The organism is Phyllobacterium sp. SL163 (assembly GCF_049896885.1).
GTDB lineage: Bacteria > Pseudomonadota > Alphaproteobacteria > Rhizobiales > Rhizobiaceae > Phyllobacterium > Phyllobacterium calauticae.
In genome coordinates, this window is sequence record NZ_JAFCVE010000004.1 from 50,899 (window position 1) to 67,106 (window position 16,208).

The following is a 16,208-nucleotide window of genomic DNA, read 5'->3' on the forward strand; positions in this document are numbered from 1 at the left end:
TTTCAACCGACCCGGCAAATGAGATGAATATCTACGCTCTATGGATGACCAAATTCGGCGCGCTCTCGCCCTTGAGACAGGTCGCGATCATGGTTGGCATGGCCACCATATCGTCGGATATTCTGGCTGCTCTGGCCTTTTACGTGATTGGCCTGCAGACGCCCTATCGCGTTGTCGGCGTCACCACCGTCATCGTTGTGCTGGTCAGCCTCCCCCTGGGTGCATTCCTCATCGGCCTGAACTTCAAGCTGAAGCAGCTTGCCGCCCAGCTTGATCTGGAATCCCGCCGTGACGATCTGACCGGGCTTCTCAACCGGGCGGAATTCTATCTGCAGACGCAGCGCTTGTTTCTCGCATCGAGGCCCATGGACAGTGCCGGGGCCCTCCTCTACATCGACGCCGATCATTTCAAGGCAATCAACGACCGGTTTGGCCATGCCACCGGCGACGAGGTCATCCATGAGATCGGCCAGGTGATCAAGGCGAACATCGGCGCACGGGATTTGGCGGCGCGGATCGGCGGCGAGGAGTTTACCGTATTTCTGACCGATGCGGATCTTGGCCGGGCCAACTGGATCTCGCATAAAATCCTCATTGCAGCCCGCACCATCGGCCGGGAACTGGAGCTCGACAGAACGCCAATCACCGTCAGCATCGGCATTGCCCTGCATGAACCCGGACAATCGCTGGAGGAAACCTTGGCTGTGGCCGACAAATATCTCTATTCAGCCAAGCATCAGGGCCGCAACCGCGTGGTTTACGGCTAGGGCATTTTCGTCCGGTGCAGGTTTTGGTTCGTGGTTCGACAAGCTCACCATGAGGGAGTTGGGTGGGCTGCAATGCTCATCGTAAAGGTTGCAGAGTATAACTACCTGCAATTCTCACTCTCCCTCATGGTGAGCTTCCTGAGCTCGTCGAAGGGCGAACCACGCGCCAGAGGTTTTGCAGCCATCAATATAGAAACCCGCGCCCTAACCCCTTCCGCCCGCAGAACTTTCCCACTATGGTCCGCGATGAGACTGGTCGAAACGGATCGGTCTTGGGGCTCGTAACCCCTCCGCAAGCGGTCGGTGTCGACCGCAAAGGCACCTCCTCAGCCCTATGGCCGGGAGGGCCCCGGCGTATGTCCAGAGCTTCGGCTTAAAGGCCGTGGCGGTCGTCTTGCGGCGGCTTACGAACCTCCCGGTCACCAGAGGCCAAACCTCGGGTGACCGCTTTCCTCGCGAGACAAGGGAGTGCACATGGACAACTACAATTTCTGGCAGGATTTGTTCGATACGTACCAGTCGCTATCCGACTGGCTCAAAATTCTGTGGCTGATCGTCCCGCCGGCCTTCGTGCTGGCGCTCGTAGCGCTGACCATGCGTTTCCGCATCGAGAGCAGAAAGGTGGAAAGACGTTTTGACGGCGAGTTGGTCTATTCCATCCACCGCGATGCGGATAACCGCGTCCACATTCTCCGGCATAGTCCGGGCGCGCAGGAAAGTCCCGCACTGCTCCTGCCCGATCCGGCAGGCACGAAAAAAGCGAAAGACTTCAGCCGATAGGCTCAAAAGGAAAAAGCGGGACATTCATCCCGCTTTCTGTTTTGCTTTGCCGTGATCAGCCCTTCAGGCGGGAATTGCAGAGGCTGTAATAGCCGCCGCCCTTCTGGATCCACTTGAGGCCGCCAAGCGTGTTGTTCTGCTTGTTGGCGTAATACTGCTCAAGGCACGTCTGCATACGGGCCTTGCCGGCGCTTTCGGTGGAATATTTGCTGGAAACGGCGCTCGGGAAAACAACGCCCTTTGGAGCAGCGGTCGTGGCTGCCGGCGGCTCATCCTTGTAGGTCGCCGTCTGCGGTGTCGGTGCCGTCTCATCGGCAGCAGCAGGAGCAGCGGCAGCTGTTGCACCGGCGGCACACTGGGTCTTACGGAAGTCATTCCACTTCACGTTGCCGAGTGTACCGGCGGTTTTTGCAGCCTGATACTTGGCACTGCACTCTTTCATGCTCAGGCCTGTCGCAGCCGGTGCGGCTGCAGCGGCTGGAGCGGCGGCCTTGGGTGCTGCGGCTGTCGCCTTGGCAGCGGGCTTGGTCGTGGCAGCAGGAGCCGCCGGCGCTGCTGCAGCGGCCGGTGAAGCATCGGCGCACTGGGTCTTACGGAAGTCGTTCCACTTCACGTTGCCGAGCGTACCGGCTGTTTTGGCCGCCTGATATTTGACACTGCATTCCTTCGCGGTCAGTGCATAGGCTGGCACAACCGTAAATGATGCCGCGCCAATAATTCCGGCGAGTATGAGATTCCGAGTGATAGTCATTTTTGAACTCCCTCAATTTCAACAGTGCAGATTCAGAAACTGTCACCAACTACAGGTTTCCCCAGAACCCATAGTCTTCCCATGTGATGAAATGATTATGGCTTAAATTTGAGAAGTAACCAACCAGAATCGTTCGGGGAAAATATTCACCAAACATGACAAATTATTACAAGATTTCAAATGATTACGAACGAGTTTTGTTAAAATACTACTTTATCAAACATGTCCGGCAAATAACAAGAAAATGGCGGGAGAAAAAGCAATCGGACCAGATCGAAAGAATCGCCTGCGAATAACCGTCTGCAGGTGCGCAGATCAATCTGCAGTTGCTGAATGGATCCTTGCCGCCAAGACACACTTATGCGCCATTTACGCAGCACGGTCTTTCGTTGTTATATGGGATAAACGCCTAATCTCCGGAAAAACTGTTTTATCAAGGACGCCGCATTGCCCATCTCCTCGCCCCGCCCGCTACCGGTATTCGCCTTCCGCAACTATAGCGTGGCAGAATTGTGGGCCGATGGCGTCGTCCACATCGCGGGTGTCACGCTGGCAATCATCGGATCGATTCTGCTTCTTGCCTTTGTTCCGGAGGAAGCAACCGCCGGCGCCTATGCGGCAACCGCAATCTATCTGGCGACCCTCGTTCTCTCCATGGCCCTGTCGGCGATGTACAACATATGGCCGATTTCCCCGACCAAGGGGTTTCTGCGGCGTTTTGACCATTCGGCCATCTATCTGCTGATCGCCGGTACCTACACCCCCCTCATGGCCAAGAGCGGCACGTGGTGGCTCCTGTCCATCGTCTGGTCGATTGCCATAGCCGGCGTCCTGTTGAAGCTGTTGATGCCCAACAGGTTCGACAGGCTTTCCATTGTTCTCTATCTTGCCCTGGGATGGAGCGGCGTTGCCGCCTATCAGGAACTGACGATTGCCCTGTCCGCCACGGTCTTGTGGCTGATCCTCGCCGGCGGCCTCGTCTACTCCTTCGGCGTCATCTTTCATGTGTTGGAACGGCTGCCCTTTCACAATGCGATATGGCACGGCTTCGTTCTGACGGCGGCAAGCATTCACTTTGCCGCCATATGCACGGCGGTCGCCTGAGTCCGCCCGGCACACTCCTGCCATTCTGGTGATAAATGCTGACATATCAGGCTTGAGACATCGCCTGAAATAGGACAAGCTCACGGGCGAACGAAAAGCTGCAAATTTTTCGTTGCATGATCTTTTCGCGAAAATAAATGCCCGGACCGATCACTGTAATCGTGATTAAAAGGTCGCCTCAACTCGGGATATGCAAAGGGAACGAAAAGAATGTCTACCAGCAAAACCTTTCTCGGCGTGGCGCTTGCTCTGGCGCTTTCTCTCGGATCTGCCAGTGCGCAGGTCGTTGTTTCTTCCAAGATCGATACCGAAGGCGGTGTCCTCGGCAACATTATCCTGGCCGTTCTCAACGCGAATAAGATTCCAACCACCGATCGCATCCAACTGGGCGCCACCCCGATCGTGCGCAAGGCGATCACGGCCAAGGAAATCGACATCTATCCCGAATATACCGGCAATGCCGCGTTCTTCTTCGAGAAGGCCGATGATCCAGCCTGGAAAGACGCGGCCAAGGCCTATCAGACCGCCAAGAAACTCGACTACGATGCCAACAAGATCGTCTGGCTGACACCCTCGCCCGCCAACAATACCTGGGCCATTGCCCTGCGCAAGGAAGTGGCGGACGCGGAAAAGCTGGCAACCCTTTCCGACTTCGGCAAATATGTCACCAAGGGCGGAACAGTGGTGCTTGCCGCCTCCTCCGAATTCGTCAATTCGGCTGCCGCCCTGCCGGCGTTCCAGACAACCTACGGCTTCAAGCTGAAGCCCGAACAATTGATCACCCTCTCCGGCGGCGATACCGCCGCGACCATTGCCGCTGCGGCCAACAAGACCAACGGTGCCAATGCAGCCATGGTTTACGGCACCGATGGCGGCATTGCGCCGTCCGGGCTGGTGGTTCTTCAGGATGACAAGGGTGTTCAACCGGTCTACCAGCCGGCGCCGATCATTCGCGAAGCGGTTCTGAAGGAACATCCGCAGATCGAAGCCCTGCTGAAGCCGGTGTTCGAAAAGCTCGATCTCGTCACGCTGCAGGAACTCAACGGCCGCGTACAGGTTGGCGGTGAACCGGCAAAGGCCGTTGCGGAAGACTTTCTGAAGAAAAACGGCTTCCTCAAGTAAATCCGCTCTTTGCCGGAATTGGGTGCGCCAATCGGAATCTCACCCTGTTCCGGCGAAAAGGAGGCCATGGCGTGCGTCTGGACAAACTCGGTGTCGCGATTGCCCTGATCGCCGGATATGCCGTGGCGGCGGCGCCCTTCGCCACGTTCCGTGCCAACCGGATCGTCGCCGGTGAACCGCAAACGCTGTTGGCGGCCTTGCCCTCCGGGGCGGGCCCCACGCTTCTGGCGGTCATTGCAGCAGCCGTTCTCATTGGACTGTTCCGCACGCCCTCGACACTGCGGCTGGCAGCCAGCTTTGCCGCCTTGGCCGCCCTGCTGCTGCTGATCGGCACGGCGGCCGACCATCTGACACCGCCGGGCAATACCTATGCGCGCGTGTCTCCCGCATCGGGCTTCTGGCTGCTGCTCTTTGCCTTCGCCCTGCTTGCGGCGGATGCCCTGACGCGTCTGCGCCCGACACCGCCGTTCCGCATCCTCGTCCTGGTCCTGGCCGGGGCCTTCCTCGGTTTTGTCCTGTTCACCGGCAGTTGGGACAAGTTGTCGATTCTCAAGGAATACAGCGCCCGCGCCGACAGTTTCTGGGCGGAGGCCAGCAAGCACGTGACGCTGGCACTCGGCTCGCTCGCCGCTGCGGTGATCGTCGGCATACCGCTTGGCGTCCTGTGTCACCGGGTGCAGAAGCTGCGCGCTGTCGTTTTGAACGTACTCAATATCGTCCAGACCATCCCTTCCATCGCTCTGTTCGGCATTTTGATCGCCCCGCTCGGCTGGATCGCTGCACACGTGCCGGGTGCTGCGGAAATCGGTATCAAGGGCATCGGCATGGCACCCGCCTTCGTCGCGCTGTTTCTCTATTCCCTGCTGCCAGTGGTGGCCAATACGGTGGTCGGGCTTGCCGGCGTACCGCCACAGGCCAATGATGCCGCGCGCGGTGTCGGCATGACAGAATGGCAGCGCCTGTTCCGGGTGGAATTTCCCCTGGCCTTTCCCGTGATCCTGACCGGCGTGCGCATCGTCCTTGTGCAGAACATCGGTCTTGCCACCATCGCCGCGCTGATTGGCGGCGGCGGTTTCGGTGTCTTCGTGTTTCAGGGCATCGGCCAGACCGCCATGGACCTGGTTCTGCTCGGGGCCGTTCCCACCGTGCTTCTCGCCTTTGCCGCGGCGATCATTCTCGACGCGGCAGTCGAACTCAGCTCCCCCTTTCACTCGAGGGCATCCGCATGATTGAAATCGAGAACATCACCAAGCGCTATGGTGCTGCAACGGTCGTCAACGACGTCTCGCTGGTCGTCGAGCCGCGAACGATCACCGTCATCGTCGGCACGTCGGGCTCTGGCAAGACCACGCTGATGCGCATGATCAACCGGCTGGTCGAACCGACAGCGGGCGTGATCAAGCTCGATGGCGAGGACAACCGTACCCTGCCCGGATACGAACTGCGCCGCCGCATCGGTTACGCCATTCAGGGTCATGGCCTCTTCCCGCACCGCACTGTCGCCCAGAATATCGCTGTGGTTCCCGAGCTTCTCGGCTGGGACAAGGCAAAAACCGATGCCCGCGTCAGCGAACTGCTTGCCCTGTTCCAGCTCGACCCGGAAACATTCGGCCCGCGCTATCCGCATGAACTCTCCGGCGGCCAGCAGCAGCGCATCGGCGTTGCCCGGGCGCTGGCAGCCGAACCCAATGTGCTGCTGATGGACGAACCCTTCGGCGCGCTCGATCCCGTCATACGCTCGAAGGCGCAGGAGGACCTGCTTGCCATCCAGAAACGGTTCGGCACCACGATCATTCTCGTCACGCATGACATGGAGGAAGCGATCCATCTCGGCCACAAGATCGCGGTGATGGATGGCGGCAACCTGCTGCAATATGCGACGCCGGCAGAAATTCTCGCCAATCCGGCGACGGATTTCGTCGCGACGCTGGTCGGCACCGGTGACCGGCCGTTCCGCTTCCTGTCCCTCAGTCCCACAGGTGATGCGGTGGAACCCGGCACAGCTGAGGGCGAAGCCATTCCGGCCTCTGCCACCCAGCGCGATGCCCTGGCCGAGCTCCTGTGGTCGGGCCGCCCCGCTTTGCCTGTCGTCAACGAGGCCGGAAAAGCCATCGGCCGGGTCACCGTCGATGGCCTGGTCAAGCGGGCATCGAGGCCCGCGGCATGAAACTGCGCCTGCCCACCATTCTGCGCATCGGCATTCTGGCGCTGCTGATCGTGTTTCTCCTGCGGCCCGATTGGTTTGAACCCATCTTTCGCCCGCTGACGCAGAACAACGCTCCGGTGATCTACAATCAGGGCAGCCTGCTGACCCTGACGCTGCTCCACCTGCGCACCGTTGCCATTGCAACGGCGGGCGCGACCATTGTGGCCGTCGCGCTGGCCATTCTGGTCACGCGCCCCTTCGGCGCGGAGTTTCTGCCGCTGTCCCGCAGTCTGGTGAACATCGGCCAGACATTTCCGCCCGTGGCGGTGCTCGCGCTTGCCGTCCCCGCCGTCGGCTTTGGTGAAAAGCCCACGCTGATCGCGCTGTTTCTCTACGGATTGCTGCCGATCTTCGAAAATTCGCTGACCGGCCTGACCACCCTGCCACCGACCGTCACCGATGCGGCGCGCGGCGTCGGCATGACCGGCTGGCAGCGGCTTGTCAAAGTCGAGCTGCCGTTGGCGATGCCGATCATTCTTGCCGGCATACGCCTCTCCGTGACGATCAATCTGGCGACGGCCACCATCGGCTCAACGGTTGCCGCCAAAACGCTGGGCGAAGTGATCATTGCCGGGCTGCAATCGAACAACCTCTCCTTTGTCCTGCAGGGCGGCCTGATCGTCGGTGTTCTCGCCGTCATGATCTATGACGGATTGTCGGCGATGGAACGTTTCATTTCGCGGCGCATGGGCCTTCTCCAGCAAAGCTGACCACCCCATATGCAAATGAGCCACAGACTGTTTCCCATACAGCCCCCATTGTAAAAGGACATGCGATGAGCACGACACGCAAGCTGCATCTTGGCGCCTTCATGCGGCCCGTCAGCATCCATACCGGCGCATGGCGTTATCCCGGCGCCTATGCGGATGCAAACTTCAATTTCGGGCATCTCAAGCGCTTCGCCCAGACGCTGGAGCGCGGCAAGTTCGACGCCTTCTTCATGGCCGACCATCTGGCCGTCTTGAACATGCCGGTGGAAGCGCTGAAGCGCAGCCACACGGTGACATCCTTCGAACCGTTCACCTTTCTTTCCGCCCTGGCCGGCGCGACGGAGCATATCGGGCTGATCGCCACCGCTTCGACGACCTTTGACGAGCCCTATCACATCGCCCGCCGCTTCGCCTCGCTCGACCATATCAGCGGCGGACGTGCGGGCTGGAACATCGTCACCACCTCCAACCCGGACGCCGCGCTCAACTTCGGGCTGGAGGACCACATGGAGCATGATGAGCGCTACCGCCGCGCCCGGGAATTCTTCGATGTGGTTACGGGGCTGTGGGACAGTTTTGCCGACGACGCCTTTATCCGCGATGCGGAGAGCGGCATCTATTTCGACCCGGAGCGCATGCATGTGCTCGACCACAAGGGCGAATTCCTGTCGGTGCGCGGCCCGCTCAACATCGCCCGTCCTGTGCAGGGCTGGCCGGTCATCGTGCAGGCGGGCTCATCGGAGCCGGGTCGCCAGCTTGCGGCCGAAACCGCCGAACTGGTCTTTGCCGCGCCAGGCCGTCTTGTCGACGGTCAAAGCCTCTATGCGGATATCAGGGCCCGCATGGATAAAATCGGGCGCCCGCGCGATCATTTGAAAATTCTCCCCGCTGCGTTTGTCGTGGTGGGCGATACGGTTGAGGAAGCCAAGGCAAAGCGCGCGCATCTCGACAGCCTTGTGCATTATGCCAACGCCGTCGGCTCCCTGTCGATTGCGCTTGGTCATGATGCCTCCGGTTTCGATCCCGATGGGCCTTTGCCCGAGATCACCGACACCAATGCCAGCAAGAGCAGTCTTGAACGTACGGTCAATCTGGCGCGGCGGGAGAACCTGACGGTGCGCCAGCTGGCGCAGCGCCTCGGCGGCTATGCCGGTCTCGCCTTCGTCGGGACGCCGGAAACCATCGCCGACGAGATGCAGCAATGGCTTGAGGAGGAAGGCTCCGACGGGTTCAACGTCATGTTCCCCTATCTGCCGGAAGGCCTTGATGATTTTGTCGAAAAGGTCGTGCCGGAACTGCAGCGGCGCGGCATTTTTCGCACCGAGTATGAAGGCAGGACGCTGCGCGACAATCTGGGCCTGCAGCGCCCCGCCAATCGTTTCTTTTAAATGCGGTGATCGAGCCGCTTGACCAGCCTGTCGCCCACCCACTGGATGCCGCAGACAAGGACAATCAGCACGATCACCACGGCAATCATGATCGAGGTTTCAAAGCGCTGGTAACCGTAGCGGATGGCCAGATCACCCAGACCACCGGCACCGATGGCACCGGCCATGGCCGATGCGCCGATCAGGGTGACGAGCGTTACCGTGAAACCGGCAACGATGCCCGGCAACGCTTCGGGCACCAGCACTTCGCGGATGATCGTCCAGCGGTTGCCGCCCATGGCGCGTGCGGCCTCGATCAGCCCGCGATCGACTTCGCGCAGCGACACCTCGGCAATCCGGGCATAATAGGGCGTCGCGCCGATGGACAGCGGCACGATGGCCGCCCACGTGCCGATGGACGTTCCGACAATGAACCGCGTTATCGGGATCAGCGCCACCAGCAGGATGATGAAGGGCACGGACCGAAAGGCATTGATGACAGCACCAAGCACACTGTTGACCCAGGGATTGGGCGCAATACCGCCACGGTCCGTTGCCACCAGAGCGAGGCCCAGCGGCAAACCGGCAGCCAGCGAGATCAGACCGGAGGCGCCGGTCATGACAAGCGTTTCCCAGATGGATTGAACGAGAAGATCAAGCATGACCGGTGACATAGCCGAGCACCTCCACACGGGCCGAACGGGCCTCGAGAAATTGAATGAATATCTGGACAGCACCGGCAGGCACTGCCGGAACCGCAAGATAAAGCCGGGCGACCGCTTGGTCCTGCACATGATCGACACCGCCATGCAGCAGGCGGAACGGCCGTGGCAGCTCGGCAAGCAATGTGCCCTGCGCCGCCGCACCGGCGAGATCGACACCCAGCACGGCTTCGCCGCCGGGTTCCGGCGATAGGGCATCGGCGATATGCGCCGGAAGCTGCGGGCGAATACCCGCCAGCAGGCTTCTGGTAATATCCGTCTGCGGATCGGCGAACACCGACCAGACAGGCCCCTCCTCGACGATCTTTCCGGCGTCGATAACCGCCACGCGGTCCCCGATGGAGCGGACCACCTCCATCTCATGCGTAATCAGCAGAATGGTGAGGCCAAGCTTGCGGTTGATATCCTTCAGCAGCGCAAGAATCGAACGGGTTGTCTCAGGATCAAGCGCCGATGTCGCTTCGTCCGAAAGCAGCAGCGCCGGGCGCGCCGCCAGCGCCCGCGCAATGCCGACGCGCTGCTTTTGCCCGCCGGACAGGGAGGACGGATAGGCCCTTGCCTTGTCGGAAAGGCCGACAAGATCGAGCAGTTCGCGCGCGCGGTTGAGCCGTTCAGCCCTCGGACGGCCCTCGATCTTCAGCGGCAGCGCCACATTTTCTTCCACCGTCTTGGCCGACAGCAGGTTGAAGTGCTGGAAGATCATGCCGATACGGCGACGGAAAGGCTGCAATTCCCGCTCGCTGAGCCCGGTGATCTGCCTGCCTTCGACGAAAATGGCGCCGGATTCCGGCCGTTCCAGCCCGTTCAGACAGCGGATCAGCGTCGACTTTCCCGCGCCGCTGCGGCCGATGATGCCGAGGATTTCACCCTTGCGGACCGTCAGGGACACACCATCCAAAGCCGGCGTTTCCCCAAAATGCCGCTTGACATTCTCAAGCCGCACGACAGCGTCGGCAAGCGGCGTATCGGCCATGATTGCACCCGTCTGGCCGGGAACGGAGACATGCGAGTTCATATGTTTTCCTCTTGGAGGGATGCCGCAACGGCACCCGCCTCAACCGGGAAAGCGGCCCGCGGCATATATCGATGCTGCGAGCCGCTTTGTCGTGATTGCTTGTAAGATCAACCGGTTATCAGTAAGCGCTGATACCTGTTCCCTTGTACACCTTGTCGAATTCCGTCTTGACCTTGTCGTTCTGATAGGAGGACACGAGGGTCTTCACCCATGGCTCCTTCTCCTGCCCGGCCTTCACGGCAATGAAGTTGCGGTAAGGATTGTCGGCGATCTTTTCCTGGGCGATACGGTTTGCCGGTGTCAGGCCGCTCTTCAGCGCCCAATCCGTATTGACCACGGCTGCGTCGAGATCTTCGACCGAACGGCCGACGATACCGGCGTCGAGTTCCTTGATCTTCACCTTCTTCGGATTCTCGGCAATGTCGGCAATGGTGGCGAGAATGCCCGTGCCGGGCTTGAGCTTGATGACGCCCTGGTCTTCCAGCACGCGCAGCGCACGGCCCTCGTTCGACGGATCATTCGGCACACCGATCACGGCGCCCTGCGGCAGTTCGGCAATCTTGCTGAACTTTTTGGAATAAAGGCCGATGGGCCAGACGCCGGTGTAGCCGACCGGAACAATGTGGTAGCCCTGCGTCTTGATCTGGTTGTCGAGATAGGGCTTGTGCTGGAATGCATTGGCGTCGAGATCGCCACGTTCCAGCGCTTCGTTCGGCTGGGTATAGTCATTGAAAACGACCGTCTGGATTTTCAGGCCGTTCTTGGCCGCTTCCGCCGTCACGACTTTCCAGACATCTTCGTCCTCACCGCTGATGATGCCGACCTTGATGGCCTTGTCAGCCGCCTGGGATGGCTGTGGCGCGGTGAAGCTGGCAATGGCGATGGCCGAAGCCGCCAGCGCAAACAGGCCCACGCGCCGCGTGATTTTCCCGTTTTTTCCGAGATTTTCTATGGTTTTTGTCATGTTCTGGCCCCCGTAGGCAGTGTGAATAGCGAAAAGAGAAACGTCTTGTTTCGTCCCGGATATTCGCGAATGCACACGGATTGAGCGAGGGATGGCTATCTTTTGTGCAGAGCAGCAGGCGAAAAACCTTTCAACAATTGCCGCAACCGGAGCTAGAATTTTCCACAATGTGGAATACAGCCGGGTTTTGCCGCGAAATGAATCTGCCAGCGGGTTTTGCATGGCGCGCCGCCGCCAGAAAATATATGCCTTTGAGCATCCTGCCCGCTACCCCCGCAAACCTGTCACAAAGGGATATTTCCCATGAGCCGCATTTCCCCGATTGTTTATGAAGACGCAGCACCGGATGTTCGCGCGGAGCATGACCGGGAGCTGCAGTTGCGCGGCCGCATGACCAATATGAAGCGCATCATGCTGCATTCACCCGTCGCCCACCGCATCTATGCCGAATGGTTCACCTTGCGCGATCTGCTGCGCCCGGCCCTGCCGGATCGCGCCATCTGGCTTCTGTCGCTCGCCATCGCGCAGGCAAGCCATGCGGATGTGCCCGTTACCTTTTTCCGCCGCGCGCTGATCGATTCTGGCCTGCAGCCCGAGACCATCATCCCGGATGCGGATGAAACGGTGCTGATGGACTTCGGCAAGGCCATTGTTGCCGATGCCAATGCGGTACCCCAGAGGCTGTGGAACAAATTGGCCGCGCGTTATGACGAGCCGACGCTGGTCAACCTTGTCGCCTTTGCCGGCATCATGATCGCCACGGCGGTCTTCACCAATGTGGTGGAGGTGGAGCTCGATCCGGAACTGCATTCCTACAGGGCATGAGCCGATTGCCATATCCGCGACCCCGGCCGTCATCTGGTCGGGATCGCAAATGATGCAGTGTGATTAAAGGGTTACATGCTTTTCATCAGGTCCGCACAGGCCTGCCAGGCCAAGCGTGGCAACGGCCGCAACGGCTGCAAACACCGCAACAGGCCAAAAGCTCGCCTCGGGAAGCAGGACCACAGCCAGCGTTCCAGCAGCCCCGACAATCACACTTTGGATGAAATAGTAGATGGCTGTCGCCGTTCCCGCGATATCGCCAAAGTCGCGCAAAGCCCCGTTTGCCGCAACGGCAGATGTCAATGATATGGCGCACGCCATGATCCACATCGGCACCATGAACGTTGCAATGGAGATTGGCAGGATTATCTGCCCCGCAATCAGCAACACCGCGCCGGCCAGGAACAATGCCATGCCCCTGACCAGACATCCCTGTTGGCCCCAGCGCCTGACGAATACACCACCGAAGCGGCTGCACACGATCATGACAAGGGCAACGGTTGCAAAGACGAGGCTGAACATGGTCGAGGACAAGCCAAGCGCCTGCATGAGAATGCGCGGCGCCGTCGAGAAATAGGTGAAGAATGTCCCCATGGCAGTGCTGAAACCCATTGTGTAGGTCCAGAACGTGACGCTGGAGAACACCCTGCCAAAACTGCCTTGGAGTGTCGCCGGATGTGTCTGTACCGGACATGTTTCGGGCCAACGCAGAAACGCATGCAGCCCGGACAAAGCAGCAAGGCCGGCAAGCAACCAGAAAATGGCCCGCCAGCCGAACATATGGTCAACCAGCGCGCCGATCATGGGTGCGAAAGCCGGGGCGAAGGCCAGCATGGAGCCGAACAGACCATAGATGATGGCGCCTTCCGGCCGCGCTGCATAGACGTCGCGGACAGTGGCAAAGGTTGCCACCAGGGCCGCCGCCCCGCCCGCCGACTGGAGAACCCGCAGCGCTATGAAAACGCCGGCCGAACTGGTCATGGCCAATCCGGCGGAGGCAAGCGCGAACAGGAATGCCCCGCCGAGCAGGACGGGCCTGCGCCCGATTCGGTCGGCCAGCGGGCCGAACAGCAATTGCCCGCAGCCAAGAACGATCATGTACAGGCTGAGTGTCAGCTGGATTGTTGCCGGTGTGGTTTGGAGAACCGAGGGCATGCGGACGACGACGGGCAGATAGATATCCATGCCCAGCGAAGCGAGCAGGTCAAAGGGAGCCATCAACAGCAAGGCCGCCGGCAGCGAATAAGTCCAATTTTTGGGGTAAAGCATAACAAAAAATCCCACGCGAACAGGAAGGTTCGGCGGCGATCATTGATCCCAACGCAAGAAGCATGGTGAGAACTTTGAATGCCGCAACAACGGTTGAAAACGGTTGTTACGGCCTAGCGGGTTGCGAGCGTGGTGGCTTTCATCGTAGGTGCAGCTCTCGGTTGAAGCGCCGATATAGAGCCGTGATGTGCGAGCGTCAAGCAGCTGCAAACATGGCCGTTTCATGGAAAAAAATTAATGTGGATGCACACAAAGAAAACACGGTCGATCAATATTCTGTGACTCGAGCAATGTTGGCATGACGTATAGCGCCGCGCATCTCATTGATTTGCAAGGGCTTGGCGAAATGCAAGCAGTGCTCAGGTGCAACCGTAGCGCGAGAAAACTTCGCGTCATGACGCGCTACAAAACGGGTTTGTAACTCAAAGGAAACGACCATGAGACTAGTTGCCACCCTTACCGCCACCGCGATCCTTGCCTTTGTCGGCACAAGCGCAATGGCACAGACTGCAGCCCCCGCAACGACAGCGCCAGCGACCACAACCGCACCGGCAACCACGATGAAGCCGGCGGCCAATTCCATGGCCAAGAAGCCCGCTACTGCCCCGGCTGCCACAGCAACCACCACCCCGGCCAAGACAGCCATCTCCAAGGCTTGCTCGGCTCAGGCTGATGCCAAGGGCCTGCATGGCAAGGAACGCCACAAGTTCCGCGCCGAATGCAAGAAGAACGGCGGCAAGAGCTAACGCCCGATCTGTCTGCTGGCGGGAGCGGCAAATCCGCCTCCCGCCAATTTATACCCGCCTGTCAGGCTTTCAGCCCGATATCGCTTGGGCGGTATCGTTTCCGTTCTGCTACAGTCGTTTGTGCCGCGGCAAAAACAGAGCAGACGACGAGGAACTGAATTCATGAGCAACCACCTGTTTGACGCCATCCGGCATGCCATTCCAGCCGGCAACACGGTGTTCATTGAAACAGGCGACGGCCGCACATGGACCTATGGCGACATGCTGCGCTGCTCCGGCCAGATCGCGAGCACCCTTGGCGACCTGGGCGTTGTGCCCGGCGACCGTGTGGCCGTTCAGGTGGAAAAAAGCGCCGAAGCCTTGATGCTCTATCTCGCCTGCATCCGCTGCGGTGCGGTCTATCTGCCGTTGAACACCGCCTACACCCTCGCTGAACTTGACTACTTCATCGGTGATGCCGAACCGCGTCTCGTCGTGGCAACTCCGCAGGCAGCCGATGGCATCAAGGCCGTGGCATCGAAATATGGAGCATCGGTTGAGACGCTCGATGACCACGGCGGCGGCTCGCTCATGCATATCGCAAGCGGTCAACCGGCGGATTTTCCCGACAGTCCAAGAGCACCGGACGATCTCGCCGCCATCCTCTACACATCGGGCACGACAGGCCGTTCCAAAGGCGCGATGCTGACCCATGACAATTTCCTGTCGAATGCCCTGACGTTGCGGGCCTACTGGCAGTTCACAGCCAAGGATCGCCTGATCCATGCTCTGCCGATCTTTCACACCCACGGGCTTTTCGTCGCCACCAACGTCATCCTGATGTCCGGCGCATCAATGTTCCTCTTGCCGAAGTTCGACCCGGCGGAAATCCTGTCGCTGATGCCGCGCGCCACCACCATGATGGGCGTTCCCACCTTTTATGTCAGGCTTTTGCAGAATGAGGGATTGACCCGCAATGCCGTCCAGGGAATGCGGCTGTTCATCTCCGGCTCGGCGCCTCTGCTTGCCGATACGCACCGCGCATTCCAGCAGCGCACCGGCCATGCCATTCTGGAACGCTACGGCATGACGGAAACCAATATGAACACCTCCAATCCCTATGACGGCGAGCGGATTGCCGGAACGGTCGGCTTCCCGCTTCCAGGCATTGCCGTGCGTATCACCGATCCAGAAACCGGCGCGATGCTCCCGGCCGATGCAACCGGTATGATCGAGGTCAAGGGGCCGAATGTGTTCAAGGGGTACTGGCGCATGCCGGAGAAGACCAAGGCGGAGTTCCGCGATGACGGCTTCTTCATCACCGGCGATCTCGGCAAGATCGATGCGGGTGGCTATGTGCACATTGTCGGCCGCGGCAAGGATCTGGTGATATCGGGCGGCTACAACATCTATCCCAAGGAAGTGGAAACCGAAATCGACCAACTGCCGGGCGTCGTGGAAAGCGCGGTGATCGGCGTTGCCCATCCGGATTTCGGCGAGGGCGTGACCGCCGTCGTGGTCAGGCACCCCGGCGCCGATATCGATGAGAAAGCCATTCTCGACGCGCTGCAGGATCGCCTTGCGCGCTACAAGCAGCCCAAACGGATCATTTTCGTCGATGACCTGCCGCGCAACACCATGGGCAAGGTGCAGAAGAATGTGCTGCGCGAACAGTACGGCAATCTCTATGCAAGTGGTCCGATTCTGACATTTGCATCCCGTTGATACAGGCCGTTCAGGCGAATGTCAGAATCAAAGGACCACTAGCAGCGATAAGATTCTAGTGGAACTTTGAATTCGACATTCGCATGCTGCGCGTCATGTGAAATGGGATGCGAATGTCAAATTCGTTCCACTAGTCGGGCGAACGCCTGAACGCCC

Annotated in this window: 17 protein-coding genes; 12 read left to right on the forward strand and 5 right to left on the reverse strand. The window is 59.7% G+C overall.

The genetic code is table 11. The features are described 5' to 3' along the window. Positions 1–23: 23 nt before the first annotated feature. Together ACP7B1_RS10050 and ACP7B1_RS10055 are read left to right on the forward strand one after the other, a co-directional pair. Positions 24–767, forward strand: coding sequence for a GGDEF domain-containing protein (locus ACP7B1_RS10050; RefSeq protein ID WP_346305041.1), 744 nt, complete (start codon positions 24–26; stop codon positions 765–767). A gap of 474 nt (positions 768–1,241) precedes the next feature. Further along, on the forward strand, positions 1,242–1,547 hold the full coding sequence (locus tag ACP7B1_RS10055) for a hypothetical protein (RefSeq protein ID WP_346307796.1): 306 nt from the start codon (positions 1,242–1,244) through the stop codon (positions 1,545–1,547). Positions 1,548–1,602: 55 nt separating this feature from the next. Here the strand turns inward: ACP7B1_RS10055 and ACP7B1_RS10060 are convergent, their stop codons facing one another. Next, positions 1,603–2,298, reverse strand: coding sequence for an antifreeze protein (locus ACP7B1_RS10060; protein WP_346307797.1), 696 nt, complete (start codon positions 2,296–2,298; stop codon positions 1,603–1,605). A 453-nt stretch (positions 2,299–2,751) separates the two neighbouring features. Here ACP7B1_RS10060 and trhA point away from each other — a divergent pair, with 453 nt between their 5' ends. The 6 genes from trhA (at position 2,752) to ACP7B1_RS10090 (ending at position 8,828) form a co-directional block, all read left to right on the forward strand. Beyond that, positions 2,752–3,402 (forward strand): PAQR family membrane homeostasis protein TrhA, encoded by a 651-nt coding sequence (trhA, locus tag ACP7B1_RS10065; protein WP_346307828.1) that lies wholly within the window; start codon positions 2,752–2,754, stop codon positions 3,400–3,402. 210 nt (positions 3,403–3,612) lie between these two features. Beyond that, complete coding sequence (gene osmF / locus ACP7B1_RS10070) at positions 3,613–4,524, forward strand: glycine betaine ABC transporter substrate-binding protein OsmF (protein ID WP_288193157.1); 912 nt, start codon at positions 3,613–3,615, stop codon at positions 4,522–4,524. 71 nt (positions 4,525–4,595) lie between these two features. Beyond that, entirely contained in the window at positions 4,596–5,753 is a 1,158-nt protein-coding gene (locus tag ACP7B1_RS10075) for an ABC transporter permease (RefSeq protein ID WP_346307798.1), read from the forward strand. After that, positions 5,750–6,691, forward strand: a complete 942-nt coding sequence (locus ACP7B1_RS10080; RefSeq protein ID WP_346307799.1) for an ABC transporter ATP-binding protein — start codon at positions 5,750–5,752, stop codon at positions 6,689–6,691. The genes ACP7B1_RS10075 and ACP7B1_RS10080 overlap by 4 nt, the downstream gene beginning before the upstream one ends. Beyond that, complete coding sequence (locus tag ACP7B1_RS10085) at positions 6,688–7,440, forward strand: ABC transporter permease (protein WP_223613021.1); 753 nt, start codon at positions 6,688–6,690, stop codon at positions 7,438–7,440. Before ACP7B1_RS10080 ends, ACP7B1_RS10085 begins: the two co-directional genes overlap by 4 nt. Before the next feature lie 65 nt (positions 7,441–7,505). Further along, positions 7,506–8,828, forward strand: a complete 1,323-nt coding sequence (locus tag ACP7B1_RS10090) for an LLM class flavin-dependent oxidoreductase (RefSeq protein ID WP_346307800.1) — start codon at positions 7,506–7,508, stop codon at positions 8,826–8,828. On the opposite strand, the gene ACP7B1_RS10095 is transcribed toward ACP7B1_RS10090, so the two are convergent. The 3 genes from ACP7B1_RS10095 to ACP7B1_RS10105 form a co-directional block, all read right to left on the reverse strand. Beyond that, positions 8,825–9,481 (reverse strand): methionine ABC transporter permease, encoded by a 657-nt coding sequence (locus ACP7B1_RS10095; protein WP_346307801.1) that lies wholly within the window; start codon positions 9,479–9,481, stop codon positions 8,825–8,827. The two genes, ACP7B1_RS10090 and ACP7B1_RS10095, sit on opposite strands and share 4 nt — an antisense overlap. Continuing rightward, on the reverse strand, positions 9,462–10,544 hold the full coding sequence (locus ACP7B1_RS10100; RefSeq protein WP_346307802.1) for a methionine ABC transporter ATP-binding protein: 1,083 nt from the start codon (positions 10,542–10,544) through the stop codon (positions 9,462–9,464). Before ACP7B1_RS10100 ends, ACP7B1_RS10095 begins: the two co-directional genes overlap by 20 nt. A 118-nt stretch (positions 10,545–10,662) precedes the next feature. Continuing rightward, a complete protein-coding gene (locus ACP7B1_RS10105) occupies positions 10,663–11,508 on the reverse strand; it encodes a MetQ/NlpA family lipoprotein (protein WP_346307803.1) in 846 nt (281 codons plus the stop codon). A 91-nt stretch (positions 11,509–11,599) separates the two neighbouring features. Between ACP7B1_RS10105 and ACP7B1_RS10110 the strand changes: the two genes are divergently transcribed. Continuing rightward, the gene (locus ACP7B1_RS10110) at positions 11,600–11,815 is read left to right on the forward strand and encodes a hypothetical protein (protein WP_346307804.1); all 216 of its coding nucleotides are present in this window, start codon (positions 11,600–11,602) and stop codon (positions 11,813–11,815) included. Further along, complete coding sequence (locus ACP7B1_RS10115) at positions 11,812–12,333, forward strand: hypothetical protein (protein ID WP_346307805.1); 522 nt, start codon at positions 11,812–11,814, stop codon at positions 12,331–12,333. The genes ACP7B1_RS10110 and ACP7B1_RS10115 overlap by 4 nt, the downstream gene beginning before the upstream one ends. Positions 12,334–12,396: 63 nt before the next feature. Here ACP7B1_RS10115 and cml read toward each other — a convergent pair whose 3' ends face one another. After that, positions 12,397–13,602: a CmlA/FloR family chloramphenicol efflux MFS transporter gene (cml, locus tag ACP7B1_RS10120; RefSeq protein WP_346307806.1), complete on the reverse strand. Its 1,206-nt coding sequence runs from the start codon at positions 13,600–13,602 to the stop codon at positions 12,397–12,399. Positions 13,603–14,039: 437 nt separating this feature from the next. Here cml and ACP7B1_RS10125 point away from each other — a divergent pair, with 437 nt between their 5' ends. Both ACP7B1_RS10125 and ACP7B1_RS10130 read left to right on the forward strand, forming a co-directional pair. Next, a complete protein-coding gene (locus ACP7B1_RS10125; protein ID WP_288193145.1) occupies positions 14,040–14,348 on the forward strand; it encodes a PsiF family protein in 309 nt (102 codons plus the stop codon). 162 nt (positions 14,349–14,510) lie between these two features. Beyond that, positions 14,511–16,052 carry a malonyl-CoA synthase gene (locus tag ACP7B1_RS10130; RefSeq protein ID WP_346307807.1) on the forward strand — a complete coding sequence of 514 codons (1,542 nt, stop codon included), beginning with the start codon at positions 14,511–14,513 and terminating at the stop codon, positions 16,050–16,052. Positions 16,053–16,208 lie beyond the last annotated feature (156 nt).